Origin of the sequence: Pseudomonas sp. NPDC089530, from assembly GCF_050280705.1 — a bacterium.
Classification (GTDB): Bacteria; Pseudomonadota; Gammaproteobacteria; order Pseudomonadales; family Pseudomonadaceae; genus Aquipseudomonas.
This window is the reverse complement of sequence record NZ_JBNNVU010000084.1, coordinates 1-24,267: the sequence shown is the minus strand read 5'-3', so window position 1 is coordinate 24,267 and position 24,267 is coordinate 1. Positions and strand designations below refer to the sequence as shown.

25 protein-coding genes, 4 tRNA genes and 1 pseudogene are annotated in these 24,267 nt (G+C 58.6%); 18 read left to right on the top strand and 12 right to left on the bottom strand.

Annotated features, from left to right (window positions below):
- The 6 genes from ACQKQA_RS24120 to mgtE form a co-directional block, all read left to right on the top strand.
- Window positions 1–487 (top strand): ACT domain-containing protein (locus ACQKQA_RS24120; protein WP_427563274.1); only part of this gene is annotated, 487 nt, incomplete at its 5' end.
- Window positions 488–672: 185 nt separating this feature from the next.
- Window positions 673–861, top strand: coding sequence for a carbon storage regulator CsrA (csrA, locus tag ACQKQA_RS24115; protein WP_002554426.1), 189 nt, complete (start codon window positions 673–675; stop codon window positions 859–861).
- A gap of 62 nt (window positions 862–923) precedes the next feature.
- A tRNA-Ser gene (locus ACQKQA_RS24110) sits at window positions 924–1,014 on the top strand.
- 107 nt (window positions 1,015–1,121) lie between these two features.
- Window positions 1,122–1,198, top strand: a tRNA-Arg gene (locus tag ACQKQA_RS24105).
- Between the two features lie 72 nt (window positions 1,199–1,270).
- Window positions 1,271–1,347 (top strand) — tRNA-Arg (locus tag ACQKQA_RS24100).
- A 479-nt stretch (window positions 1,348–1,826) separates the two neighbouring features.
- Window positions 1,827–3,269 carry a magnesium transporter gene (gene mgtE / locus ACQKQA_RS24095; protein ID WP_427563271.1) on the top strand — a complete coding sequence of 481 codons (1,443 nt, stop codon included), beginning with the start codon at window positions 1,827–1,829 and terminating at the stop codon, window positions 3,267–3,269.
- Window positions 3,270–3,417: 148 nt separating this feature from the next.
- Here the strand turns inward: mgtE and ACQKQA_RS24090 are convergent, their stop codons facing one another.
- A complete protein-coding gene (locus tag ACQKQA_RS24090) occupies window positions 3,418–3,744 on the bottom strand; it encodes an Arc family DNA-binding protein (RefSeq protein ID WP_003178899.1) in 327 nt (108 codons plus the stop codon).
- 378 nt (window positions 3,745–4,122) lie between these two features.
- Here ACQKQA_RS24090 and phnN point away from each other — a divergent pair, with 378 nt between their 5' ends.
- Window positions 4,123–4,707, top strand: a complete 585-nt coding sequence (phnN, locus tag ACQKQA_RS24085; RefSeq protein ID WP_427563269.1) for a phosphonate metabolism protein/1,5-bisphosphokinase (PRPP-forming) PhnN — start codon at window positions 4,123–4,125, stop codon at window positions 4,705–4,707.
- Here the strand turns inward: phnN and ACQKQA_RS24080 are convergent.
- Window positions 4,682–4,861: a PA3371 family protein gene (locus tag ACQKQA_RS24080; RefSeq protein ID WP_427563267.1), complete on the bottom strand. Its 180-nt coding sequence runs from the start codon at window positions 4,859–4,861 to the stop codon at window positions 4,682–4,684. The genes phnN and ACQKQA_RS24080 overlap by 26 nt on opposite strands.
- A gap of 24 nt (window positions 4,862–4,885) precedes the next feature.
- On the bottom strand, window positions 4,886–5,128 hold the full coding sequence (locus ACQKQA_RS24075) for a hypothetical protein (RefSeq protein WP_427563265.1): 243 nt from the start codon (window positions 5,126–5,128) through the stop codon (window positions 4,886–4,888).
- A 297-nt stretch (window positions 5,129–5,425) separates the two neighbouring features.
- On the opposite strand from ACQKQA_RS24075, the gene ACQKQA_RS24070 reads away from it, so the two are divergent.
- A tRNA-Arg gene (locus ACQKQA_RS24070) sits at window positions 5,426–5,502 on the top strand.
- Between the two features lie 137 nt (window positions 5,503–5,639).
- Here the strand turns inward: ACQKQA_RS24070 and ACQKQA_RS24065 are convergent.
- From ACQKQA_RS24065 to ACQKQA_RS24050, 4 genes are all read right to left on the bottom strand, one after another.
- Window positions 5,640–6,764: a DegT/DnrJ/EryC1/StrS family aminotransferase gene (locus tag ACQKQA_RS24065; protein ID WP_427563263.1), complete on the bottom strand. Its 1,125-nt coding sequence runs from the start codon at window positions 6,762–6,764 to the stop codon at window positions 5,640–5,642.
- Complete coding sequence (locus ACQKQA_RS24060; protein ID WP_427563261.1) at window positions 6,761–7,159, bottom strand: sugar 3,4-ketoisomerase; 399 nt, start codon at window positions 7,157–7,159, stop codon at window positions 6,761–6,763. The genes ACQKQA_RS24065 and ACQKQA_RS24060 overlap by 4 nt, the downstream gene beginning before the upstream one ends.
- Complete coding sequence (locus ACQKQA_RS24055; RefSeq protein WP_427563259.1) at window positions 7,156–8,724, bottom strand: glycosyltransferase family 61 protein; 1,569 nt, start codon at window positions 8,722–8,724, stop codon at window positions 7,156–7,158. The genes ACQKQA_RS24060 and ACQKQA_RS24055 overlap by 4 nt, the downstream gene beginning before the upstream one ends.
- Window positions 8,725–8,802: 78 nt before the next feature.
- A complete protein-coding gene (locus ACQKQA_RS24050) occupies window positions 8,803–9,735 on the bottom strand; it encodes a phytanoyl-CoA dioxygenase family protein (RefSeq protein ID WP_427563257.1) in 933 nt (310 codons plus the stop codon).
- A 378-nt stretch (window positions 9,736–10,113) separates the two neighbouring features.
- On the opposite strand from ACQKQA_RS24050, the gene ACQKQA_RS24045 reads away from it, so the two are divergent.
- From ACQKQA_RS24045 to ACQKQA_RS24030, 4 genes are all read left to right on the top strand, one after another.
- Window positions 10,114–11,718 carry a response regulator gene (locus ACQKQA_RS24045; protein WP_427563255.1) on the top strand — a complete coding sequence of 535 codons (1,605 nt, stop codon included), beginning with the start codon at window positions 10,114–10,116 and terminating at the stop codon, window positions 11,716–11,718.
- Window positions 11,715–12,407 carry a sensor histidine kinase gene (locus ACQKQA_RS24040; protein WP_427563253.1) on the top strand — a complete coding sequence of 231 codons (693 nt, stop codon included), beginning with the start codon at window positions 11,715–11,717 and terminating at the stop codon, window positions 12,405–12,407. Before ACQKQA_RS24045 ends, ACQKQA_RS24040 begins: the two co-directional genes overlap by 4 nt.
- A 252-nt stretch (window positions 12,408–12,659) precedes the next feature.
- The gene (locus ACQKQA_RS24035) at window positions 12,660–13,901 is read left to right on the top strand and encodes a glutamine synthetase family protein (RefSeq protein ID WP_427563276.1); all 1,242 of its coding nucleotides are present in this window, start codon (window positions 12,660–12,662) and stop codon (window positions 13,899–13,901) included.
- Between the two features lie 69 nt (window positions 13,902–13,970).
- A complete protein-coding gene (locus ACQKQA_RS24030) occupies window positions 13,971–15,341 on the top strand; it encodes an MFS transporter (RefSeq protein WP_427563251.1) in 1,371 nt (456 codons plus the stop codon).
- Between the two features lie 59 nt (window positions 15,342–15,400).
- On the opposite strand, the gene ACQKQA_RS24025 is transcribed toward ACQKQA_RS24030, so the two are convergent.
- From ACQKQA_RS24025 to flgA, 4 genes are all read right to left on the bottom strand, one after another.
- Window positions 15,401–16,147 (bottom strand): flagellar brake protein, encoded by a 747-nt coding sequence (locus tag ACQKQA_RS24025; RefSeq protein ID WP_427563249.1) that lies wholly within the window; start codon window positions 16,145–16,147, stop codon window positions 15,401–15,403.
- Window positions 16,148–16,242: 95 nt separating this feature from the next.
- Entirely contained in the window at window positions 16,243–16,710 is a 468-nt protein-coding gene (locus ACQKQA_RS24020; protein ID WP_427563248.1) for a flagella synthesis protein FlgN, read from the bottom strand.
- Between the two features lie 50 nt (window positions 16,711–16,760).
- Window positions 16,761–17,081 (bottom strand): flagellar biosynthesis anti-sigma factor FlgM, encoded by a 321-nt coding sequence (gene flgM, locus ACQKQA_RS24015; protein ID WP_427563246.1) that lies wholly within the window; start codon window positions 17,079–17,081, stop codon window positions 16,761–16,763.
- Window positions 17,082–17,233: 152 nt separating this feature from the next.
- On the bottom strand, window positions 17,234–17,995 hold the full coding sequence (flgA, locus tag ACQKQA_RS24010; RefSeq protein ID WP_427563244.1) for a flagellar basal body P-ring formation chaperone FlgA: 762 nt from the start codon (window positions 17,993–17,995) through the stop codon (window positions 17,234–17,236).
- 75 nt (window positions 17,996–18,070) lie between these two features.
- On the opposite strand from flgA, the gene ACQKQA_RS24005 reads away from it, so the two are divergent.
- The 6 genes from ACQKQA_RS24005 (at window position 18,071) to flgE (ending at window position 23,075) form a co-directional block, all read left to right on the top strand.
- A complete protein-coding gene (locus ACQKQA_RS24005) occupies window positions 18,071–19,003 on the top strand; it encodes a chemotaxis protein CheV (RefSeq protein ID WP_044464499.1) in 933 nt (310 codons plus the stop codon).
- Window positions 19,004–19,047: 44 nt separating this feature from the next.
- Complete coding sequence (gene cheR / locus ACQKQA_RS24000; RefSeq protein ID WP_427563242.1) at window positions 19,048–19,875, top strand: protein-glutamate O-methyltransferase CheR; 828 nt, start codon at window positions 19,048–19,050, stop codon at window positions 19,873–19,875.
- 245 nt (window positions 19,876–20,120) lie between these two features.
- Window positions 20,121–20,528 carry a flagellar basal body rod protein FlgB gene (gene flgB, locus ACQKQA_RS23995; RefSeq protein ID WP_427563240.1) on the top strand — a complete coding sequence of 136 codons (408 nt, stop codon included), beginning with the start codon at window positions 20,121–20,123 and terminating at the stop codon, window positions 20,526–20,528.
- A gap of 3 nt (window positions 20,529–20,531) precedes the next feature.
- On the top strand, window positions 20,532–20,975 hold the full coding sequence (gene flgC, locus ACQKQA_RS23990; RefSeq protein ID WP_044464496.1) for a flagellar basal body rod protein FlgC: 444 nt from the start codon (window positions 20,532–20,534) through the stop codon (window positions 20,973–20,975).
- 15 nt (window positions 20,976–20,990) lie between these two features.
- A complete protein-coding gene (flgD, locus tag ACQKQA_RS23985; protein ID WP_427563238.1) occupies window positions 20,991–21,719 on the top strand; it encodes a flagellar hook assembly protein FlgD in 729 nt (242 codons plus the stop codon).
- A gap of 30 nt (window positions 21,720–21,749) precedes the next feature.
- Window positions 21,750–23,075 carry a flagellar hook protein FlgE gene (gene flgE, locus ACQKQA_RS23980; RefSeq protein ID WP_427563236.1) on the top strand — a complete coding sequence of 442 codons (1,326 nt, stop codon included), beginning with the start codon at window positions 21,750–21,752 and terminating at the stop codon, window positions 23,073–23,075.
- A 317-nt stretch (window positions 23,076–23,392) separates the two neighbouring features.
- Here flgE and ACQKQA_RS23975 read toward each other — a convergent pair.
- Window positions 23,393–24,187: pseudogene (locus ACQKQA_RS23975) on the bottom strand (ribonucleoside-diphosphate reductase subunit alpha); the annotation flags it as partial.
- Window positions 24,188–24,267 lie beyond the last annotated feature (80 nt).

Sequence of the window (24,267 nt, the reverse complement as noted above, 5' to 3'; positions counted from 1 at the left end):
GCCGATCATTTCCGGCATCGCTTTTAACCGCGATGAAGCCAAGCTGACCATCCGTGGCGTGCCAGACACTCCCGGCGTGGCCTTCAAGATTCTTGGTCCGATCAGCGCCGCGAACATTGAAGTCGATATGATCGTGCAGAACGTTGCGCACGATAACACCACCGACTTCACCTTCACCGTGCACCGCAACGATTACCTGGCGGCCCAGCAAGTGCTGGAAAACACGGCTCGTGAAATCGGTGCCCGGGAAGTGGTCGGCGACACCAAGATCGCCAAGGTCTCGATCGTCGGTGTCGGTATGCGCTCCCATGCGGGTGTTGCCAGCCGCATGTTCGAAGCCCTGGCTAAAGAAAGCATCAACATCCAGATGATCTCGACCTCCGAAATCAAGGTTTCGGTCGTGATCGAAGAGAAGTACCTGGAACTGGCTGTGCGCGCTCTGCACACAGCTTTCGAACTGGACGCTCCGGCCCGACAGGGCGAGTGATGCGTTGCCCAAAGGGCGCGGTTTACCGCGCCCTTTGTTTTTTTGATCGGCGTGACAGAAAACTGTTCTTTTGCTCGCGCTAGTCAATACTTAGGCGTGTAGGGCTACGGCCGTCCTGGTTGTAGGTCGATATCCCTTTTTTTGCAGACTGTTGTCCCTGAAATGAAATGCGTGAGGAGAAAGGTATGCTGATTCTGACTCGTCGGTGCGCAGAAAGCCTGATTATTGGTGATGGCGAAATCACCGTGACCGTGCTCGGCGTCAAAGGAAATCAAGTGCGTATCGGTGTCAACGCCCCTAAAGAAGTAGCGGTGCACCGGGAAGAAATCTACCTGCGGATAAAGAAAGAGAAGGACGAAGAACCAAGCCATTAATTTTTATCGTTTTTTTTGTTTGCAAACGGGGAGAAAGCTGGTTAATATACGCCCCGTGTTGCGGAGAGCTGGCCGAGTGGCCGAAGGCGCTCCCCTGCTAAGGGAGTACACCTCACAAGGGTGTCGGGGGTTCGAATCCCCCGTTCTCCGCCATTATTTACTTAGCTCGTTGTAATCTGGCTTCTTCTGTAAGTTGTTGAAATTACTAGAAAAAGTGCTTTACAAAAAGATTTAACGGTCTATAATGCGCGGCAACAAATGCACTCGTAGCTCAGCTGGATAGAGTACTCGGCTACGAACCGAGCGGTCACAGGTTCGAATCCTGTCGAGTGCACCATTTAAGAGTTAGTTGTAGCAATGCAAATAACTCGGCTTCAACCAGTTGTGGTCTGGTCTAAAAACACAAAATGCACTCGTAGCTCAGCTGGATAGAGTACTCGGCTACGAACCGAGCGGTCACAGGTTCGAATCCTGTCGAGTGCACCATACACCAAGAAGCCCGCATTCATTGCGGGCTTTTTGCTTTCTGCGTTTTAGGTTTTCTCCCTCTCTCCTTGATCGATCCCCATCATTGAATGCGGTGGCCATTCTGGTGCTGGAATCAGCCTGTACCTGTCTTTTCTGGTATTGCCTTTCGAAGGACTCCGGCAATCGCGCATCGAGAGCTGGACGGAGTTCTGGGGCCAGTTTTTTCGCCTGCAGTGTGTTTTCTTTTTCGGATGGGGCGTCGCAGCTTTATAGATTCAGCTGTTGTTCAGCTTTATGCCGCAAGCGCTTGTTCTTGCCATGATTTTTTAACGTTTAAAGCCGTCAAGCGGTGTATGATTGCGCCCGTCAGCCCCGCCGGGGCTTGTGGAATACCTCCATGGACTTACCCAGTAGTTACTCAGTATCCCGTTTTCACAATCATGAATTGACTGATTGATCCTTCCGGCGTGCTCCTCTGCTGGGAGTGGAGTTCGCCTATGACCGAAGTAGAAGTAAAGAAATCACAAGACAGCCTGCAGGACCGCCTCGCTCAAGTCGTTGAGCTGTTGCAGCGTCAGCGGGTGGTCGAAGACCTGACCCATCGTCAGGAAGGTCATCATCATGACCGGGTCGAGAACCTGGTCCATCGGCAAAACCTCGTCGAGCTGCAGCGCAAACTTGACGATCTGCACTCTGCCGACGTTGCCTACATCCTTGAAGCCTTGCCGCTCGACGAGCGTCTGACTGTCTGGCAGTTGGTCAAGGCCGAGCGCGATGGCGACATCCTGCTCGAAGTATCCGATTCCGTACGTGAAACCCTGATCGCCGACATGGACGATCATGAGCTCCTGGCCGCGGCCAAGGAGATGGACGCCGACGAACTTGCTGACCTGGCCCCCGAGCTGCCGCGAGACGTTGTCCACGAGCTGATGGAGGCGTTGGACGGCCAGCAGCGTGAGCGCGTTCGCTCCGCCTTGTCTTATGACGAGGAGCAGGTCGGTGCGTTGATGGACTTCGAGATGGTGACCATCCGTGAGGATGTCAGTCTTGAGGTGGTTTTGCGTTATCTGCGCCGGCTCAAAGAGCTGCCGGGCCATACCGACAAGCTGTTCGTCGTGGACTATGACGGCGTACTCAAGGGCGTGCTGCCAATCAAGCGGCTGCTGGTGAACGATCCGGAAAAACAGGTTTCGGAAGTCATGGCCAGTGATCCGGTGAGCTTTCATCCGGACGAAGATGCCTACGACGCTGCGCAGGCGTTCGAGCGCTATGACTTGATTTCGGCGCCGGTGGTTGACAAGAACGGCAAGCTGATCGGCCGTCTGACCATCGATGAAATGGTCGACCTGATTCGTGAGGAGAGCGAGACCGAAGTCCTCAACATGGCCGGTCTGCGTGAAGAGGAGGATATCTTTGCCTCGGTCTGGCGTTCCCTGCGCAACCGCTGGGCCTGGCTGGCAATCAATCTGATCACCGCATTTGTCGCTTCACGAGTGATCGGTCTGTTTGAAGGTTCCATCGAGAAACTGGTGGCGCTGGCGGCCTTGATGCCGATCGTGGCGGGTATTGGTGGTAACTCGGGTAACCAGACCATCACCATGATCGTTCGCGCCATGGCGCTGGACCAGGTCAGCACTGGCAATACCTCGCGCCTGATGCGCAAGGAGCTGGCAGTAGCCTTGATCAATGGCCTGGTCTGGGGCGGGGTGATCGGTGCGGTGGCCTATATGCTCTATGGCAGCTGGTCGTTGGGTGTGGTGATGACCGCAGCCATGACCCTCAACCTGTTGCTGGCGGCGCTGATGGGTGTCCTGATTCCAATGACATTGGCCCGCCTGGGGCGCGATCCGGCGATGGGCGCCAGCGTCATGATCACAGCCATGACCGACAGTGGCGGCTTCTTCATCTTCCTCGGCCTGGCCACCATCTTCCTGCTTTAATCCCGCCTACAGCCCCTTGATGGGGCTGTATCGTTTTCCCTGTACTCTTGCGACCTTGGTGTCCAGGTGCTCTTGTAGTACCTGGGTAGCAAATTTTGGGCAAAAAAAAGCCAGCACAAGGCTGGCTCTAGCTTTATATCGGGTCGAATCAGGAAGCGTCTGCGGCCATCTCGGCGTCATGGGCGATCAGCGAAACGAGGGCGTTCTGCTGGCGGTGAGAAAGTTGGCGGAAACGTTGAAGCAGTTCGCGTTCATGCAAAGACAGCTCTGGGCTGTCCAAACGCATGCTCAACTCTTCACCCAAGGCGCCTTCCTGAATAAGACTCTGCTCCAGGCGCGCGATGATTTCGGAGTTCATGCTGCGGTGATGATTGCGAGCCACCTCGGCAATGCGTTCACGCATCCCGTCGGGTAGACGTACGACGAACTTGTCAGCCGTACGGCTGGAATAAATTGCCTGTTTCAATGGGCGCATATATTTAACCGGTTAGTTCAGGGGAGCGGTTCTCGGAATTGGCCGCAGGATGTCAGTTAGGACAAGCGTTGCTGCCAAATGTTCAACCTGAATTGTTAAGAGGCCCGCATCATGCCTCAAAATTGCCAGATCATTGGCGTCAATTCTGTGACAAATATTGAGCTGCGTAAAGGCGTTATGCCAGCACCAATTATCAGAAATGCGGACTGGTTTGAAAAGATCGCCGGTCCGCCCGCTTGTTCGCGTCCGATGCCCGGTAGCAGGTGATTTAGTATCGCCAGGCGGGTATGCATGCGAATCCTGATCATGTTCCCTACCTTGTACAGAATAGTGGCAAATTGCCGATTTACTAGGCCGCGAGGATTATGGAGTGTCTGAATGCCAGGCAGACTGATTTATTTGGTGGGACCTTCCGGGGCGGGCAAGGACAGCCTGATCGAAGCCGCGCGCCAGCCGTTGGCGCAGTTGGGCTGCGATGTAGTGCGGCGGGTGATCACTCGTTCCGCGGAAGCTATGGGAGAAGACGCCCACGGGGTGAGCGCCGACGAGTTCGAGCGCTTGGAACAACAGGGCGCCTTTGCCTTGTGCTGGCGCGCTAATGGCCTGGCCTACGGCATTCCGCTAGAGATCGATGAATGGCTGGCCAGTGGGCGCAATGTTCTGGTCAACGGCTCGAGGGCTTATCTGGAGCAGGCGCGTCAGCGTTATCCGGATCTTTTAGCCGTTCTGCTGACGGTGGATATCAATGTATTGCGGCGAAGGCTGACAGAGCGCGGTCGTGAAAGCGCAGCGCAGATCGAGGCGAGGCTTAAACGCAGTGATCTTTTTTCCGCCGGCAACGAACCGAGGCAGGGCGGGGCTGTGTTTTTTCTGGACAACTCGGGCGAGTTGTCCGGGACGCTTGAGCGTTTTCTGGAGCTATTGAGCGCAGAGGGAATCAGCGCAGCACAGGATCGAACTTGATTTTGCGCCCCACTGCCAGTGCCAGCAGGAACAAGCCGGAAAAAACGCCACAAGCGATCAGAGGCACATCTCCCAGGGTGTTTTCAGTGGTGAAGCAACCCAGGGCTGCACTGAGTACTGCCAGGATAAGAAGGCCTTTGGCGAATCGGGACATTAACAGGTTCCTGGTGGGGGATTTTCAGAATACCCAGCTTTCGGGTCTTGGTGTGGTCGGTGGAGCAGTAGTGTTCTGGTCATCGATAGCCTGCCCGGCGACAGGATTCTCTGGTGTGTGGTGCATCACAGCCAGCTGCGCAGTCTGATATTGCAGGTGCCGGATCCCGGGCTGGACGTTCTGATCAGCGCTGCTATCGGGCTGAAGGTGGAAAGCCACCAGCACGGCAATGGCGATAGCATTCGATAGAAGAAGGGCGCTGCTCATGTGCTTGATCTCCATTGTTCTTTGATAGAGGTCAAGCAGTGCGCATGCCAAGAGTCTACCGTCTATTAAATCCTTTAAAAACAATGATTTAATGTGGTCTTTGGAAAACGGTGGATTGTATTTTGCAATGATGGCTTTTTGAGGTTATGCAATTTGCACGATAGCACTGGCAAATTACCTGATGAGTAGAATCAGCGGTCGACTAAAAAGCCCTACTCACGACATGACAAAAGCCAGGCTGGCCGTTAACATGCACGCCGTCCTTTACGCCGCAGCGGTGTCCGCGGCCGTCAATTTGTCCCAGTAGCTCAATTGGATAGAGCATCCCCCTCCTAAGGGGAAGGTTGGCAGTTCGAACCTGCCCTGGGACACCATCCTTCAGTGAACTCCCCGGTCTGTATCCGCTTTGCCCCTTGCTCTGCGGGGAGGGCGTCCATGAGATCGGTCAGCTCTATATTCACTACCAAGGCGTTCGAGCGCCTTGGCGAGGTCGCGTCTGTGCTATCCGGTGTTAGCGGGGCGCAGGGAACTGGTTGATGGCGGTGACTATGTATTGCTGCTGTTCCTGGGTCAGCGTCGGGTAGATCGGTAATGACAGGATCGACTGATGCAGCGGTGTCCGGGATGCCTGGGATGTCTTGGTCAAATCGCTGTAGGCCTGCTGTTCGGTAATCGCCAGCGGGTAGTGGATCAGGCATTGAATGCCACGCTCGGCCAGATAAGCCTGCAACTGATCGCGCCATGGGCAGGTAACGACATACAGGTGCCAGACGTGGGCACTTGTTGCCGTGACCGAGGGCAGGGTAATGCCAGGGTGCCGGATGTGCTCGCCGTAGTAACGGGCGACGCTGCGCCGACGGGCAGTATCATGGTCCAGGTGTGCCAGCTTCACACTGAGCATCGCGGCCTGGACTTCATCAAGGCGGCTGTTCATCCCCTGATAATCATGCTGGTACTTGATGCGCGAACCGTAGTTGCCCAGCGCCCGCACCAGGGCTGCCAGCTCGGCGTCATTGGTGGTGACGGCACCGCCGTCACCCAGGGCGCCCAGATTCTTGCCGGGGTAGAAACTGAAAGCCGCGGCATCGCCCCAGTTACCGGCCTTGCGTCCGGCCAGTTCGGCGCCATGGGCCTGCGCCGCATCTTCGAGCACCAGCAGGCCATGCTTCTGGGCCAGCGCCATGATTTGCGGCATCGGCGACAGCTGCCCATAAAGATGCACTGGCAGGATCACGCGAGTCTTGTCCGAGATCGCCCTTTCGACGGCCTCGATCTCCAGGTTGTGGGTGGCTGGATCCACATCCACCAGGATCGGTGCCAGATCGTTTTCCAGAATGGCCGAGATAGTGGCGATAAAGGTGTTGCTCTGCACTATCACTTCATCGCCGGCCCGCAGCCGACCTTGTTCTTTCCAGGCGCGCAGGATCAGGGTCAGGGCATCCAGGCCATTGGCGACGCCGATGGCGTGCTCGCTGCCGCAGTAGTCGGCAAAGGCGGCCTCGAATTGCTCAAGCTCGCGCCCCATCAGGTACCAGCCGGAGTCGATCACGCGGCTGCAGGCCGCTTTGAGCTGCTCGGCATGCTCGTGATTGATGCCTTGCAAATCCAGAAACGGAATATTCATCATCGGAGTCATTTCCCGACCATATCCAGGAACTGGGCATAGTCCCGGACATAATCGCCTTCTTCGTAGAGTTGATCGGCCAGGACCATCAGTACGCAGTCTGGGGAGAAGTCATACATCTCGCGCCAAATAAAGGATTCGATCAGCAGGCCCTGGCAAGGATTGTCCAGCGTGATATCGATCTTTTCCCGGCCGTCATCCAGCAGGAAGCGGCACGAGCCGCGCACGGCGATAGCCACCTGCTTGAGGGATTTATGGGCGTGGTAGCCACGACGGACCCCTTCGCCGGTGTTGAACATGTAGTACACCCGCTTGACCGGAAAGGGGATGTTTTTCCCTTCTTCCAGGGCGATCAACGAGCCGCGGTCATCGCCGTGGGCCTGTAGCGGCAGAATGTGAATCTTCATCGTGTCTCTCCTTGGAGCCCTTTCGACAGATGCTGTTGCAGCCAGTGTTCAACGCTCTTGGTATCGATGTGGTAACTCCGGTAGTACAGTTCCCTGGAGTCACTGGAGCCCGCCCGGTAGGCGATGTAGTCCATCTCTACGCCGACGACCGCCGCCAGGTTGGAGAAGCACGACAGAGGGCCGGCTTCTTCGGCCATCCAGCACAACGCGAGGGCGTTTTTCGAGGCGAAGATCAGGTTGGTCCAGGCCGCGCCGGTGGGGCCGACTATCACTTCGGCATTGGCCATGATCGCCACCTGGTGGCTGATGTCCTGGTCCTCCATGTACACGGAGGTGAAACCATAGGGTTCGAGCAGTCCGAGGATCTCGGTCTGGTTGTAGTGTCGGAGAAAGCCTTTACGCGCCAGAAATACGCGTTTGGGGCATTCGCTGGCAGGTACATCACGGGCCAGGCGCAGGGCTTTTTCACGCAGGAAGTTGATCGACTCCGGGCGGACGAAGCTGCTGTTGGCGTGGTTTCGTACCACGCCTTTGAAGTTCGGGACCAGATTGTTGGGCGCGCTGATCATTAACAGGTCGGCTACCTGGTAGCTGGTGATGTTCTCCAGGAACACCAACGGGCGGTCGACGCCGATTGCCTCGATCAGAGCCTTGATCGAGGGAATGTTCTGGCTGCTCCTGGAAATCAGCAGTGGGTAGTCCGCATATTGCGCAGGCAGCTCGGCTACGAACTGCAGTTGCGACAGTACTTCCACCGTCCAGTGGTAATAATTGAGTTCACTACCACCGCTGATCAGCAAACCCTTTTCCAGCATGACAGGGGCGCTGCTCCTGACCAGGGCCAGGCGCTGACCGTGATAGAGCAGGTGGGCGGCACTGTAGTCGGCCTGCAGGTTCTTGGCCGTGGGGACTCGCTCGAGCACCAGTCGTTCGCCCGGCAATACCACCGAGCGGGATACCGAGCTGACCTGGCCCTGGCGGAAGTGGTACAGGGCTATCTCGGGCAATTCCAGAGGGATCGCGGGGGTTGACTGATGGATGAATCGCGGCGGTTGGCTGCTGCCCGATTGGCTCGGGCGAAACACATGTACTTTGTATTCGTCGCTTTTATCCAGCCATTGCAAGCTCAGGCGTCGGATGTCCTGGTGTTGAAAAAACAGGCGATACAGTAAGTCGCTGACCGGCCCTGGCCGTTTGCACAGGCGTTCGTAGCCCATTTGTTCCAAATGTTTGCCGAGGCGCTGGAGTAAGGGGAGCTGCGAGTGTATTTGCGCGCCGTGAAACACTTCGACCTTGTGCTCGGCGATGGCCAGCTTCTCGGTCAGTTGCGGGTAGATTTCGCGGTAGTAATCACTGGCGATAATGATCTTGTCGAACACCAGCGCACTCAGTTGCTGAGGGGCGTGGATCAATTTGCCGAACAGGCGCTGGCCTTGTTTCTGCTGGTTGTTATCGACGAAGCCGAGTACCCGATAGCGGCGGCGATTGTATTTGTAAAAGTTGACCCCGCCTGCGCCGGTACCAAATATCAGTACCCGCGCCTTCTGTCCAAACCCTGTTGACACATTGACCTCGTCTTGCGGCTTGCAGCCGGTAGTAGCTCGTCACCCGAACGGTTCGTGCGCTCGGTAAAGGCGGTGACGCTATCCGTTGTTATTGATGATGTTGCCCTTGATCTGGGCGATACCCCTGGCGTTCAGGTCGCGGCGGGTCCTGACCGGTTGCAGCTCACCCTGGATCGCACCGTTGATGGTGTCGATCGCGGTCTTGTCGGTATTGCTTCGGGACTTGCCCAGCAGATAACGCAGTGACAGGCGGAACTGTTCCGACTCGTTGGCCACCGGCCGGGTACCGTGCAAGGTGCAGTTGTGCCAGAGCCCGACATAACCGGGTCCGCCTGTCAGTCTATGGTCTTGGCAGGCCATCTGCTGCCCCCGGTCGTCGGTGTAGGTCCACCGATCGTGTTCCTCATGCACCAGTTGATGCGGGAACAGCGTAGCGCCAAAACGGTGGGTGCCGGGCATCAGGTGCAAGGGCGAATCGTTTTCGGTGACCTCATGCAGGTACACATACAGGGTCAGGAAGGTCGAAGGATCGAGTTCCACCCGGCCCTGGGGCCAGTCGATGATGTCCTGGTGAAAGTCGATCCCGCGGAAGTAGGTGATGTCGCGGAAAGGCTTTTTGATGTACGGCCCGAGGTTCGCCACATTCACATCGCGGATCTTTTCCCGCACCCAGTCCGGCAGCCATGAGTCCGGCACCCCGCACACCGCCTTCTTGATCACCACCTCATAGTCGGCCCCGAGCACTTCATCGAGGACCGCGGTGAGGCGCGGATCCTGTTCGATGAACTGCAGTTGCGGCTCGAAGGCATTGAGGAAGTTGAACGTCTTGTTCGGGTTGGCGTTGAGATGGTTTTCCTGGGCCAGGTATTCCGCCTCGTCCATGAACAGGCCGGCACCGAATGCTCGTGCGGCGATCATCTCGTGGTACAGCGCCTGTGTGCGATCAACGTTCAGGATCTCGCCAAAAATGTGGGCGCCCTGGTCGATGAGGTTTTGGATGCAGGTTTGCATGAGGTGCTCATTGGCTCTTGCTGTGTGTGAATGTTATCGACTTGCCAGGCTTAAAGTTGATGATCGTATTTCTGATATTCCGCAGGATTTTTCCTGGGCGACCCCTGGCAGGTGAATGTGGGCCCAAGGATATTCAATGCATTTGGCAACTATCTATAAGGGAACGCCAGAATCGGCCGATAACCCCAAGAGTGTTGTTGCAGGTCAATGGCGGAGCCCTGGGGCCTGTGCCCGGCGAGAGCAGGCGGGCGTCGTAGTGGGTTGATGTAGAATGAGTTGATGGCTTGTGGCCATTATCGTTGCCCGGGTGCAACAAGGTTGACGACCTTGAATGCTGTCGCTGCGGGCTTCATCTTTTTTACGGGTCTGGAATCTTCGATGCTGGCGTACCACCAAAAAAGCTTTTTGATCGTCGATGATTTCTCCGATTTCCGCAGTTCTGTCCGGTCCATGTTGCGTGAGTTGGGCGTCAAGGACGTAGACACTGCCGATACAGGCGAGCAGGCGCTGCGCATGTGTGCGCAAAAGCGCTATGACTTCATCCTGCAGGATTACCACCTGGGCGACGGCAAGAAGAACGGGCAGCAGGTGCTCGAAGACCTGATGACCGACAAGCTGATCAGCCATGAAAGCGTCTTTCTCATGGTGACCGCCGAGACCAGCCAATCGATGGTGCTCAGCGCTCTCGAGCATGAGCCGGATGCCTATCTGACCAAGCCTTTCAACCGTTCCAGCCTGGCGCAGCGGCTGGAGCGGCTGCAGCAGCGCAAATCGCTGCTCAAGCCGATTCTGCAGGCGCTCGACCGCGGCAAGCCGGTCGAGGTGTTGAATGCCTGCATCGCCCTGTGCAAACAGGACCCGCGTTATTCGCCGTTGTGCCTGCGCTACCGCGCCGATGCCCTGCGTGACATGAACCAGAACGAAGCGCTGGAGCGGCTGTACGAAAGCATCCTGGCGGACCGTCCGTTGCCGTGGGCCTATGTCGGCCTGGGGCGTCTGCTGTTCAAGCGCGGTCAGGTGCTCCAGGCCAAGGCCATCTATGAAAAGGCCCTGAAGGTCTTCCCGATGATGCCGGCGCTCTACGACGGCATGGCTGAAGTGCTGGTCGCCGAAGGGGATTCCAAGCGCGCCCAGAGCGTACTGGAAGAGGCGGTGCGCCTGTCGCCGCTGGCCGTGCGCAGACAAGCGCTGCTGGGCAAGCTGGCGATGGCCAACGAAGATTTCGACACGGCCTCCAGGGCCTATCGCCAGGCGGTATCCCAAGGGGCGCAGTCGCGTTTCAAGGATCCGGAAAGCAACCTTGGCCTGGCGCATGCGCTGATCAGCAAGGGCAGCGAAAGGGGGTTGGATACCCGGACGCGCCTGGAGATCAACAGCACCCTGAGTGCGGTGGCCAAGGAAAACCCTAGCGATCCGGGCTTGCAGATCCGGGCGCGGCTGATGAAGGCCACCAGCCTGTTGCTCAATGATGCGGAAACCGCAGACAAGCTCACCGAGCAGGCAATGCTGCGCCTGGATGGGATGGAGCAGTTCATGAGTCCCGAGGCAGCATTGGTGGTCGCCAAGCAGTTGCAGATGCTGGGGCAGGCCAATGCCGGTGCCTCGATGTTGAAAAACTGCGCGGAAATCTACGGCGACGACCCGAAGGTAATGGAAGGCATCGCCAAGCTCACCGACGACCCGGAGATCCTCAACTCGGCCAATGCCGCGGCTGACATGAACCGTCAGGGTGTGCGCAGTTACAAGGCCGGTGCGCTGGCCGAAGCCCGGGACCTGTTCCGTCGGGCCCTGGCCATGCAGCCGAAGAACATCAGTATTGCCCTGAACATGGCGCAGTCGTTGTTGCACGGCACCGACATCACGCAGGATGCGGCGCTGCTGGAAGAGTGTCGGACCTGCCTGAAAATGGTCGGCCTGATGCCCGACACCGACGCGCGTTATCCGCGTTATCAGAAGCTGCGAAGCAAGGCGTTTGGCGAATGAATACTCACGAACAGGCTCTCGACTTCTCCACGGTGATCGCTTCCACCGTGCACGACATGAAAAACTCCCTGACCCTGCTCATGCAGGCGCATGCCAAATGGCTGGCCGGGTTGCCGTCGGCGCAGCAGCGCACGCCGGAGCAGGGGGTGATGGAGTTCGAATTCGCCCATCTCAACGGCATGCTGGTGCAACTGCTGGGCCTCTACAAGCTGGGGGTCAACCAGTTGCCGGTGCAGCCGGGCTATCACGAGCTGGATGACTTCATCGAAGCGCAATTGGTCAGCCATCAGGACGTGTTCGCCAGTCGTGGCATCGCCGCGACCTATGAAGTCGATCCTTTGACGCCCTTGGGGTTCTTCGATCGGGAGCTCATCGCCTCGGTGCTCGCCAACTGCATCAACAACGCCATTCGTTATGCGCGCCATGCGCTGCTGATCAGCGTGCACGATGAAGCCGGGCAGACGGTGCTGACCATCAACGACGATGGCGAGGGCTATCCGCAGCAGATGATCGATAACCAGGCCGACTACGCGCAAGGTATCAATCACAGCAGCGGCAGTACCGGCCTGGGGTTGTACTTCGCCGGGCGCATTGCCGCGTTGCATCAGCGCAATGGCGTCTGCGGGCGTACCGAGATCCGCAACGGCGGGCCGCTGGGCGGCGGTGTCTTCAGTCTTTATCTGCCGTGAGGCGGTTGCCGACCCTTTAGGGTTTCTCCGCCTTGCGTTGTGTACCTGGTCCGATGGCTTTTTGTTCGGGGCTGCTTGATATTCCGAACAGCCGGAGCCTATTTTGTACGGGTCGCCGTTCTCGGCTCGTACAACAACAAGGATTGAGTCATGACAACCGATGGCCGCAGTTCACTCGCACAGCGATTGACGGGCATTGACGAGATTGAATGTGTCACTCCGGACCTGAACGGCGTGCCACGGGGCAAGGTGATGACCGCTGAGGGTTTCCTCGAAGGGCGGCGTCTGCAGATGGCGCGTGGGGTGCTGTTGCAATGCATCATGGGGGGCTATCCGCCTGCGCGTTTCTACGGCAGCGACGACGGCGACCTGGCGCTCAATGCCGATCCGCAACAGATTCATCGTCTGCCCTGGAGCCAGCAGCCGCGGGCACTGGCGATCTGTGACGCGGACGAGTTGGGCGGGGAGAGTTCGCGCCTTTCCACCCGTGGCCAGCTCAAGCAGGTTATCGCCCGCTACGCCGCTCGCGGCCTGGCACCGGTGGTGGCGACCGAGCTGGAGTTTTTCGTGTTCGCTCCCAATACCGATCCGACCCAGGCCTTCCAGCCTCCCCTCGGTCTGGATGGTCGTCGCGAAGACGGGCATTCGGCATTCAGTGTCAGTTCCAACAACGGCTTGCGGCCGTTCTTCAATGAGGTCTATGCCTGCATGGCGGCACTGGGGCTGCCGCGCGATACCTTCATGCATGAAATGGGCGTCAGCCAGTTCGAGATCAATCTGCTGCACGGCGATCCGTTGTTGCTGGCCGACCAGACCTTCCTGTTCAAGCATCTGCTCAAGGAAGTGGCGCTCAAGCATGGCCTGACCGTGGTATGCATGGCCAAGCCCCTGGCGCATACCCCGGGCAGTTCGATGCATATTCACCAGAGCCTGGTCGACTCGGCCAGCGGACGGAATGTGTTCAGTGATGAGGCCGGCGAGCCCACCGCGATGTTCCGTCATTTCATTGGTGGGCTGCAGGCGGGATTGGCGGATTTCACCGCGCTGTTCGCGCCGAACGTCAATTCCTACCAGCGCCTGTGCCACCCGTATGCATCGCCGAACAACGCCTGTTGGTCCCATGACAATCGCGCGGCTGGCCTGCGTATTCCGGCCAGTTCGCCGATAGCGCGGCGGGTCGAGAACCGCTTGCCGGGCGCCGACGCCAACCCCTATCTGGCGATCGCCGCGAGCCTCGCGGCAGGGTTGCACGGTATCGAAAACGAGCTGGAGCCGACGCCGGCGATTCAGGGCGAGTTTTCGGTGCCGGACAGTTTATCTTTGCCTTGTACCTTGCATGCTGCCCTTGAGCGTCTGAAACGTAGTCAGTTGGCCAGGGAATTGTTCGGCAATGAGTTCATCGAAGGCTACATCGCTTCGAAGAGCATGGAACTGACCAGTTTCCTTGATGAAATAACGCCCTGGGAGCGGCGTGTTTTAGCAGCCCAGGCTTAACCGAACCGTCGCAGTCGGGTTATCTTCAGGTGGCCCGACACTCAACTCAAGGAGCCGCTCGGAACGCCGATGCGCCAAATCTGGAAATCCTTTCGAGCGCTTTATTTCGCCTCGCTGATGATGCTGATCGGTTCGGGCTTGCTCAGTACCTACCTGGCGTTGCGCCTGGCCGCCGATCATGTCGACGGGTTGTGGGTGGGTGCCTTGATGGCGGCCAACTATTTCGGCCTGGTGCTGGGCGGGAAAATCGGCCATCGGCTGATTGCCCGGGTTGGCCATATCCGGGCCTATGCCACTTGCGCCGGCATCGTCGGCGCGGCGGTCCTGGGGCATGGCCTGGTGGACTGGTTGCCGGCCTGGCTGGTGCTGCGCACGGTCGTCGGCCTGGGCATGATGTGCCAATACATGGTCATCGAAAGCTGGCTCAACGAGCAGGCCGGGGCCGGGCAGCGCGGGGTGGTGTTCAGTGGCTATATGATCGCCTCGTACCTGGGGCTGGTCCTGGGGCAGCTGATTCTGGTCATGCACCCGGCCCTCGGGCCTGAACTGCTGATGTTGGTGGCCCTGTGTTTTGCCCTGTGCCTGGTGCCGGTGGCAATGACCCGGCGCATTCACCCGGCGCCGTTGCATCCGGCCCCCATGGAACCGCGGTTTTTCATCAAGCGCGTTCCGCAGTCGCTGAGCACGGTGCTCGGGGCGGGGCTGATCGTCGGTTCGTTCTATGGTCTGGCGCCGTTGTATGCCTCCCAGCAGGGCTTGAGCACCGAGCTGGTCGGCCTGTTCATGGGCAGCTGCATTTTTGCCGGGTTGTTGGTGCAGTGGCCGCTGGGCTGGCTGTCCGATCGTTATGACCGGGCCCTGTTGATTCGCTGCTTCGCCTGCTTCCTGGTGGTGGCGGCCTTGCCGTTGGCGATTCTGCCCGAGGTGCCGCTGGAGATGCTGTTCGCCCTGGGGTTCCTGTGTTCGCTGATGCAGTTCTGCCTCTATCCGCTGGCGGTGGCGTTTTCCAACGACCATGTCGAAGGTGATCGACGGGTTTCGTTGACCGCCATGTTGCTGGTGACCTATGGCGTGGGGGCCAGTGTCGGCCCCTTGGTCGCAGGCGTGCTGATGAAGTTGTTCGGCAGCCAGATGCTGTATGCCTTCTTTTGCTTCTTTGCCCTGGTCCTGGTCTGGCGCATCCGGCCGAAAGCCGTGACCAACCTGCATCAGGTCGACGATGCGCCGCTGCATCACGTGGCGATGCCGGACAGCATGGCCAGCTCGCCACTGGTGGCGGCACTCGACCCTCGGGTCGACGAGCAGGTGGTGCAGGACCAGATGCAGCAGGGCAGTGCGCCGGAGGCTGAAGCGCCGGCACAAGCGGCGGATGAGATTGAGGAGCCGTTGGCGAAGCCGGATGATCCCGGGCCGGACGAACTCAGTGGGGCCAAGCTCTAGAAACAAAAAACGGGCAGTTACCGCAAGGGACTACCCGTTTTTTGATCGACCTTCGCGTCTCAGAAGTCGTCTTTGTCGAAGCGCCGCGCCTCGCGTTGCAACTGGTAGACAAAACGCTCGACCTGGCGTTGAACCAGGCCGCTCATGTTGTGGAAGCGCACGCCCGCGAAGGTGGTGTCGATCTTCTCTTCGTGGTGCAGGTAGCGCAGTTCCACCGGCGCGGTCATGCTGCCGAAGGGCAGGGCGGCGATAAAGCGCTCGTAGACCTGGCCCAGCTGCAGGCGGCTGGAGATGTCGCCATCGAAACGCAGCTTGCAGCCGGTGGCGGAGATATCCAGCAGTTTGCCGGTAATGGGCGCTTTGAGTTTTTCGCCGCCCAGTTCGATGTCGACCAGTTGGGCCAGCTTCAGCGCTGCCCGGAAGGCGTTGCGGCGCTGGTGATAGACCACTTCGTCCGGCAGTGTGCCGCGGTAGCAGCGCCCGCCATTGGATTCGTCGATGGTCGGGATACCGTTGCTTTCCCAGGCGATGCGCACGCCCTCGTGAAAGCCTTCGACGCGAAACGGTTCGCCGGCGAGCATGAAGCGTTCGCCGTCGCGAGGGATCATTTCGTCCAGGGCAATCATGTTGCCGTCACGGTCGGTCTCGACCAGGTAGCTTTGGAAGCGCTGGCTGCGTTCGTGGAAAGTGATGATCAGCGGGTCATGGCTGTCTTGCAGCAGGCGCAGCGTGGAGGTGATTTCCCGGGGCGTGGTGAGCACCTTGGGCGGCTGCGGCGTATCTTCTGCGTTTGCGGCATTGAACACGGTTCATCAATCTCCAGACAAAATATGACTAAACACAAAATCTGGCATTCTGCCAGCATGTTCCGCGACTTGATAGGGCGCGCTCATCTCGGGGCTCATGCTTGGCTGAGCGGGCGAGGCTTCGCGAGCTTGGCGGTTGAGCCACGGGCATCATAGAGGGCTGGAGGCTCGCCACCGGTGAGAATTTTCAACTGATTGGCGGTGGTGGCCTGTTGAACCTGGATCGAGCGACCGTTGAGTTCGTTCGCGGCCTGGCAATCGGTGAGCATTTGCGTCAGCACGTCGCTCTGGGTCAATAACTCGTCGCCAATCGAAGAATGGCTGGCCAGTTGTTCCAGGCCGGAGCGGCTGGCGGGAAGATTCAGGCTGGCGAGAATTTCGCTGCGTTTGCGGCCATGCTGCTCGAGCAAAATGATCAAGGCTTGCTTCTGCGCAAGGATGTCTTCCAGCAGCGGCATGTCGCGACCGTGCAGGGCAAGGGATTCGGTGCGCAGCAATTCCAGCAATTGTTGAGCTGGAGCAAAGTCGTCAGTGATCAGTTGCAGCAAATTAGAGTCGTGCATGTATGGCCTTGGGTTTTAAGCGTCCAAAAAACTGGCGCAGGCCTTATTGGCTAGCGCTGGGCTTCGAAGTTGAGCAGTTTGCTGGCTACACGGTTGCTGTCGACTTTATAGCTGCCATCGGCAATCGCTTGCTTCAACTCGGCCACGCGGGCGTTGTCGACGGCAGGCTGATCGCGCAGCTTGTCAGTGATCTTCTGCAACTGTTGAGCCTCATTGCTGAGGTGTACCGACTCCCCGCTGACAGTGGTCTGTTCGGCTGGAGCGTTCAGCGGCGCGGATTTTTCGGCGTCGCCGGTTTCCTTGCTGGCGCTGGTGCGCGTGCTGCCGGTGAGTGAGGGAGAGCTGTTTAAACGGCTGAAATCGATGACCATGGTAAAAAAACCTCTGGGTATTTGGACGCTTGACTTGTTTTCGGCAATACCCCGGAAAACTTTAGGCTCGAATATCGATAAGCCCGCGCGCGCCGCTGTTGCCCTTGCATGGGCCACAGTTTAGGGGGCAAGCGTGCGTGGCGCCAGTCCGTCTACATAGCGACTTCCACCTGTCCAGGCGCTGTGATCCGTGCCTTGATGATCCGTTGCGAGTTGAGGTTCTTGACTCGTATCTGCTCGCTCATGCCGCCATTGGACAAGGCTTCGCCCGGCATTTTGACATTTAGCGTGCCGCTGCGGGCGGAGATCACCACCTGATCGCCCTTGCGCACCACTTCTGCCTGCTCCAGATGAACCAGGGTGACGAGTTGGTCGGCGACCATTGGTCGGACAAGTCTCTGTCCGATGGCCTGGTCCACCGAGGTCAGATAACCCTGGTTGATCTGGCCGATATCGCGCTCACGCAGCATCACATCTTCAGGGTTGATGATTCCCGCGCGCTTGAGCGGCCGGGTGGTGGTGACCACTTCGCGGAACAGCTTGACCTGGGCGGGAACGAATACGGTCCAGGGCGAAGCGCCGTCGCAGCGCACGCGCACGGTCACCCGCCCCAGGGGTTGTGCCGGGCTTTCCAGGGTCGCTGTCAATTCCTTGTCGCATTGCGGCATGCGCAGCCGCGGGTCGAGCCGGTTGACCTGGATCTCGTAGCGGCCCGGGGTTTGACTGGTGGCGAGGTAGTCTTCTACGGTGAATTCAAGAAACCCCTGAGTGACGCCGATAAGTAGATCAGGCAGGGTTACCGAGTCAGCAACGGCAGGATGCCCAGGGTTTAAGAGAAACAAAGCCGATAGCCCGCACAGCAATTTGCGGTAGTTTGATGTCAGGCGTCGGGAAAATGTCGTTTTGGCGTTCATAACAGTTAAAAAGCAAGCGCCGTGCCGTTTAGCGATGAGCGTGCGTCGGAGCTTAAAGCTTTGGGGAGTCTGGGCATGGCTGGTGTAATGGATTCGGTGAACCAGCGCACGCAACTGGTAGGGCAGAATCGCCTTGAGCTGTTGCTGTTCCGTCTCGACGGGGAGCAGCTCTATGGGATCAACGTGTTCAAGGTTCGGGAGGTGCTGCAATGCCCCAAACTGACCCTGATGCCCAAGTCCAGTCCTGTGGTGTGCGGTGTCGCGAATATTCGGGGGGCAACCATTCCGATCCTGGACCTGGCAATGGCCACCGGTTCGGGCGGTTTGCAGGATCAGAGCAACCCCTTCGTCATCATCACTGAGTACAACACCAAGACCCAGGGGTTCCTGGTGAGGTCGGTCGAACGCATCGTCAACATGAACTGGGAGGAGATCCATCCGCCACCCAAGGGGACGGGGCGCGATCACTACCTGACGGCGGTGACGCGGGTCGACAATCAGTTGGTGGAAATCATCGACGTCGAGAAAGTGCTGGCCGAAGTCGCGCCGACTCCCGAGACCATTTCGGTGGGCGTGGTGGATGTCGAGACTCAGCACAAGGCGGTTTCACTGCGGGTGCTGACGGTCGATGACTCGTCGGTGGCGCGCAAGCAGGTCACGCGTTGCCTGCAGACCGTAGGGGTCGAAGTGGTGGCCTTGAACGACGGCCGACAGGCGCTGGACTACCTGCGCAAGCTGGTCGACGAGGGCAAGAAGCCTGAAGAAGAGTTTCTGATGATGATCTCCGACATCGAGATGCCGGAGATGGATGGCTACACCCTTACGGCCGAAATACGCAACGATCCACGCATGCAAAAGCTGCATATCATCCTGCATACTTCGTTGTCAGGTGTATTCAATCAGGCGATGGTGAAGAAGGTCGGTGCTGATGACTTCCTTGCCAAGTTTCGTCCTGATGACCTGGCATCCCGGGTTGTCGACCGGATCAAAGCAGCAGATAACAGCTAGGGATATGCGTCCCTGGCAGTCACACGATTTAAGAGGCGGCATCTTTGTCTACGGGTAATTTGGATTTCGAACAATTCCGGGTGTTCCTGGAAAAAGCCTGTGGGATCTTGCTGGGCGAGAACAAGCAATATCTGGTGTCGAGCCGTCTCAACAAACTGATGGAACAGCAAGGCATCAAATCCCTCGGCGAGCTGGTTCAGCGCATCCAGAGCCAACCGCGCAGCGGTTTGCGCGAGATGGTGGTCGATGCCATGACGACCAACGAAACCCTGTGGTTTCGCGATACCTACCCATTCGAGGTCTTGAAGAACAAGGTCTTGCCTGAGGCGATCAAGGCCAGCCCCAACCAGCGTCTGCGGATCTGGTCGGCGGCCTGTTCCTCGGGGCAGGAACCCTATTCGTTATCCATGTCGATCGACGAGTTCGAGAAGACCAACATAGGGCAACTGAAGATGGGGGTGCAGATCGTTGCCACCGACCTGTCCGGGACCATGTTGAACAACTGCAAGACCGGCGAGTACGACAGCCTGGCGATCGGCCGCGGTTTGTCGGCTGACCGCCTGCAGCGCTATTTCGACCCCAAGGGGCCGGGGCGCTGGGTGGTCAAGGCACCGATCAGGAGCCGTGTCGAATTCCGCTCGTTCAACCTGCTGGACAGCTATGCCAGCCTGGGCAAATTCGACATCGTCTTCTGCCGCAATGTGTTGATCTACTTCTCCGCTGAGGTGAAGAAGGACATCCTGATGCGTATTCACAGCACCCTGAAGCCGGGCGGTTACCTGTTTCTCGGGGCTTCCGAAGCGCTCAATGGATTGCCGGACCACTATCAGATGGTGCAGTGCAGCCCTGGGATCATCTACCAGGCGAAGTAAGGATTGTCGTTGTTGCAAGGAAGAGGCCTTCGGGCCTCTTTTTTTATGCCTGCGATTCCATCGGCAAGAGGAGGGCGGCAATGCAGGCATTGCCGCTTTGCTGGCGTTTCGCGGAAATGCCTTGCCGCTTTTCTGGCATTGCCGCTTTGCCGCTGCCCGCAAAGCCTTGGTTTACGGGCTTTAAGTAATTGGCACGGCGCTTGCTATGTCCTGCTTACGAAAAATCTGGTCGAAGGTTTCCCGACATGAGCATCAGCTTCGATAAAGCGCTCGGCATTCATGAACAGGCTCTTGGCTTTCGCGCCAAGCGCGCCGAGGTGCTGGCCAACAACATCGCCAACGCCGATACCCCGAACTACAAGGCTCGGGATCTGGATTTCTCCGCCGTGCTCGCCGAGCAGAACGAGAAAGCCAAGAACGGCACCTTTGCCCTGAACATGACCAACAGCCGTCACATCGAAGCCGAAGGCCTGAGCGGTGGCGACGAGTCGTTGCTGTACCGCACGCCGATGCAGCCGTCGATCGACCAGAACACCGTGGACGCCCAACTGGAGCAATCGAACTACGCCGAGAACTCGGTGAACTTCCAGGCCAGCTTCACGCTGCTCAACAGCAAATTCAAAGGGCTGGTGTCAGCCCTGCGCGGAGAGTAATCCATGTCCCTCGCCAGTGTTTTCAATATTGCCGGTAGTGGCATGAGTGCCCAGACCACTCGCTTGAACACCGTCGCCAGTAACATCGCCAACGCCGAGACGGTCTCGTCGAGCATCGACCAGACCTACCGTGCACGCCATCCGGTGTTCGCCACCATGTTCCAGGGCGCGCAAAGCGGCGGCAGCGACTCGCTGTTCCAGAACCAGGATGCGGCCGGTCAGGGCGTTCAGGTGCTGGGCGTGGTCGAGGACCAGAGCAATCTCGAGGCCCGTTATGAGCCTAACCATCCGGCAGCCGACGCCAAGGGTTATGTCTACTACCCCAACGTCAACGTGGTGGAGGAAATGGCCGACATGATTTCCGCCAGCCGCTCGTTCCAGACCAACGCAGAAATGATGAACACCGCCAAAACCATGATGCAGAAGGTCCTGACCCTCGGTCAGTGATAAGGGGCGACTCAGATGAGTGTTACCGATACCACCAGTGGCCTGACGCTCAAGGAGATCCTGGCGAACTCCTCGAAGAAAACCACGAAAACCAGCAACGACGGTCTGGCGGCGGCTACCAACAGCACCAAGGGTAAAAACTCCCTGGGCAAGGACGCTTTCCTGAAGCTGCTGGTGACCCAGCTGAAGAACCAGAACCCGCTGGACCCTCAGGACAACAGCGCGTTCGTTGCCCAGCTGGCGCAGTTCAGCAGCCTGGAAGGCATTACCACGTTGAACGATTCGGTCACGGCGATCGCGGGCAACTACAAGTCTTCGCAAGCCTTGCAGGCTTCTTCCCTGGTCGGGCGCTCGGTGATCGTGCAGAGCGGTACCGCGCAGGTCGACACCACCAAGAGCATGACCGGTTCGGTGACGGTGCCTGCCAGCGTGAGCGGTCTTACCGTGACTATTTCCGACAAGGATGGCAAGACGGTCAAGACCCTCGACCTGGGCAGCCAGAAAGCCGGCAGCGCCAGCTTCGTCTGGGATGGCACCAAGACCGACGGGACCAAGGCCGACCCAGGTACTTACACCTTCAAGGCCAGCACAACGATCGACGGTAAGGCGACCAGCCTGGTCACCTACCTGCCTGCGACGGTCAACAGCGTCACCATCAGCCAGACCGGCGGTGAGCTGATGCTGAACCTCGCGGGTCAGAGCGGCGCCGTGGCGCTCTCAAAAGTTCAAACCATTGGTATCTAGAGCCGGCTAACGCGGCACAAGGAGTGGAACATGTCTTTTAATATCGGCCTTAGCGGCCTCTATGCTGCCAACAAGCAACTGGACGTGACCGGCAACAACATCGCCAACGTGGCGACCGCCGGTTTCAAATCGTCCCGTGCCGAATTCGCCGACATTTACTCGGCCACCAAACTGGGCAGCGGCAGCAAGACGATCGGTAACGGCGTGCGCCTGGCCAACGTTTCCCAGCAGTTCACCCAGGGTGACGTGAACAACACCGGCAACGTGCTGGATATGGGTATCCAGGGTTCGGGTTTCTTCGTGCTGAGCGACAACGGCTCGCTGACCTACACCCGCGCCGGTACCTTCAAGACCGACAAGGACGGCTACATCACCAACACCGACGGCACTGCCCGTCTGCAAGGTTATGGGGTCGATGCCAACGGCAAGATCATCAACGGTGTGTTGAGCGACCTGCGCATCGACACCTCGAACCTGTCGCCGAAGGCCACCAGCGCGGTGTCCTCCACCATCAACCTGAACTCCACTGCACCGGTCATTGACCAGAGCGTGACCGGTTTTGCCTTCGATCCGACCAAGGTGGAAACCTTCACCAAGCAGTTCAGCACCCCGATCTATGACAGCCAGGGCAACGAGCACAAGCTGGACCAGTACATGGTGAAAACCGGTTCCAACACCTGGAAGACCTACACCCTGGTCGATGGTCGTAACCTCGATGGCTCTGCTCCGACCACCACCGGCGCTACGGCTCCAGTCGCGTCGACCATGAACTTCGACTCGGCGGGCAAGCTGGTGTCGGTGATCACCCCGCCGGCGACCACCCCGAACCCGGGCAATAACCTGACCCTCTCTGGCTGGGTGCCTGGCACTGTGACCAACGGTGTGTGGAAGGCCAACGGCGCCAGCGCCAATCCGGCTGGCGTGACTATCGCCATGACCAGCACCACTCAGTTCAACGCCGACACCCAGCGTTCGCTGCCGGTGCAGGACGGCTACGCCACTGGCCAGATCACTAACCTGACCATCGACGGCACCGGTACCCTGTTCGCCAACTTCAGCAACAGCCAGAACAAGCCGATCGGTCAGATCTCCCTGGCCAGCTTCACCAATGAACAAGGCCTGCAGCCAGTAGGCGGCACCAGCTGGAGGGAGACCTTCGCCTCGGGCGTACCAGGCTACGATGCGCCTGAGACCGGTACCCTGGGTTCGATCGTGTCCAACTCCCTGGAGGAGTCGAACGTCAACCTGACCAACGAACTGGTGAACCTGATCAAGGCTCAGAGCAACTATCAGGCGAACGCCAAGACCATCTCCACCGAGAGCACCATCATGCAGACCACCATTCAGATGACCTGATAATGGTTGCCTGACGGCGTTCGAAAAAAAGCCCCTCTCCGTAGGGGCTTTTTTGTGCCTGCAGAATTGCTGGCTGAACCCTGCGGCCGCTGCCGAGCCCGCGAGGCTGCGCCCGGGCCGCCAGGTCCGTATCTGGGGCATAAGGGTCTCCAATGGATCTGCATGCTTGTGGGGGAGGGGCGGCAAAGGCTTCGTCCTCGGGTGCAGCCTCACAGGTTTGTGGTGGTTTTCCGGGCAAAAGAAAACCCCCGGCAGGCCAGGGGCCTGTCGGGGGTTCGGCTAAGCGCCTGGTGGCGCTTAGCGGCTGCGGCTGCAGCTTACTGGCAAGCTTCGCAATCCGGCTCGTCGATGGCGCAAGCCTTCGGCACTGGAGCGGGACCTGCTGGAGCAGCCATGACCGAGTCGTCACCGTGGTTGCCGCCGCTGGAAACGGCGTTCAGCTTGCCGGTGTTGATGGTCGACTTCTCGGTGCTGGTCGCGGCCAGGGCACGGAGGTAGTAAGTGGTTTTCAGGCCACGGTACCAAGCCATGCGGTAGGTCACGTCCAGCTTCTTGCCCGAAGCGCCGGCGATGTAGAGGTTCAACGACTGAGCCTGGTCGATCCACTTCTGGCGACGGCTGGCGGCGTCGACGATCCACTTGGTTTCCACTTCGAAGGCGGTCGCGTAGAGCTCTTTGAGTTCTTGCGGGATGCGCTCGATCTGCTGCACGGAACCGTCGTAGTACTTCAGGTCGTTGATCATGACCGAGTCCCACAGGCCGCGGGCCTTGAGGTCGCGAACCAAGTACGGGTTGATCACGGTGAATTCGCCCGACAGGTTCGATTTCACATACAGGTTCTGGTAGGTCGGCTCGATCGACTGCGAGACGCCGGTGATGTTGGCGATGGTCGCGGTCGGCGCGATGGCCATGATGTTCGAGTTACGAATGCCTTTCTGTACCCGGGCGCGCACCGGTGCCCAGTCCAGGGTTTCGTTCAGGTCGACATCGATGTACTTCTGGCCACGGGCTTCGATCAGGATCTGTTGCGAATCCAGCGGCAGGATGCCCTTGGACCACAGCGAACCCTGGAACGTCTCGTAGGCGCCACGCTCGTCGGCCAGGTCGCAGGAAAAGCCGCAGCCGGTTCAGGATACGAAACTCATGCAGACAAATAGTAATAATTCTCGATATCATTCGCGACTTTTCTGCC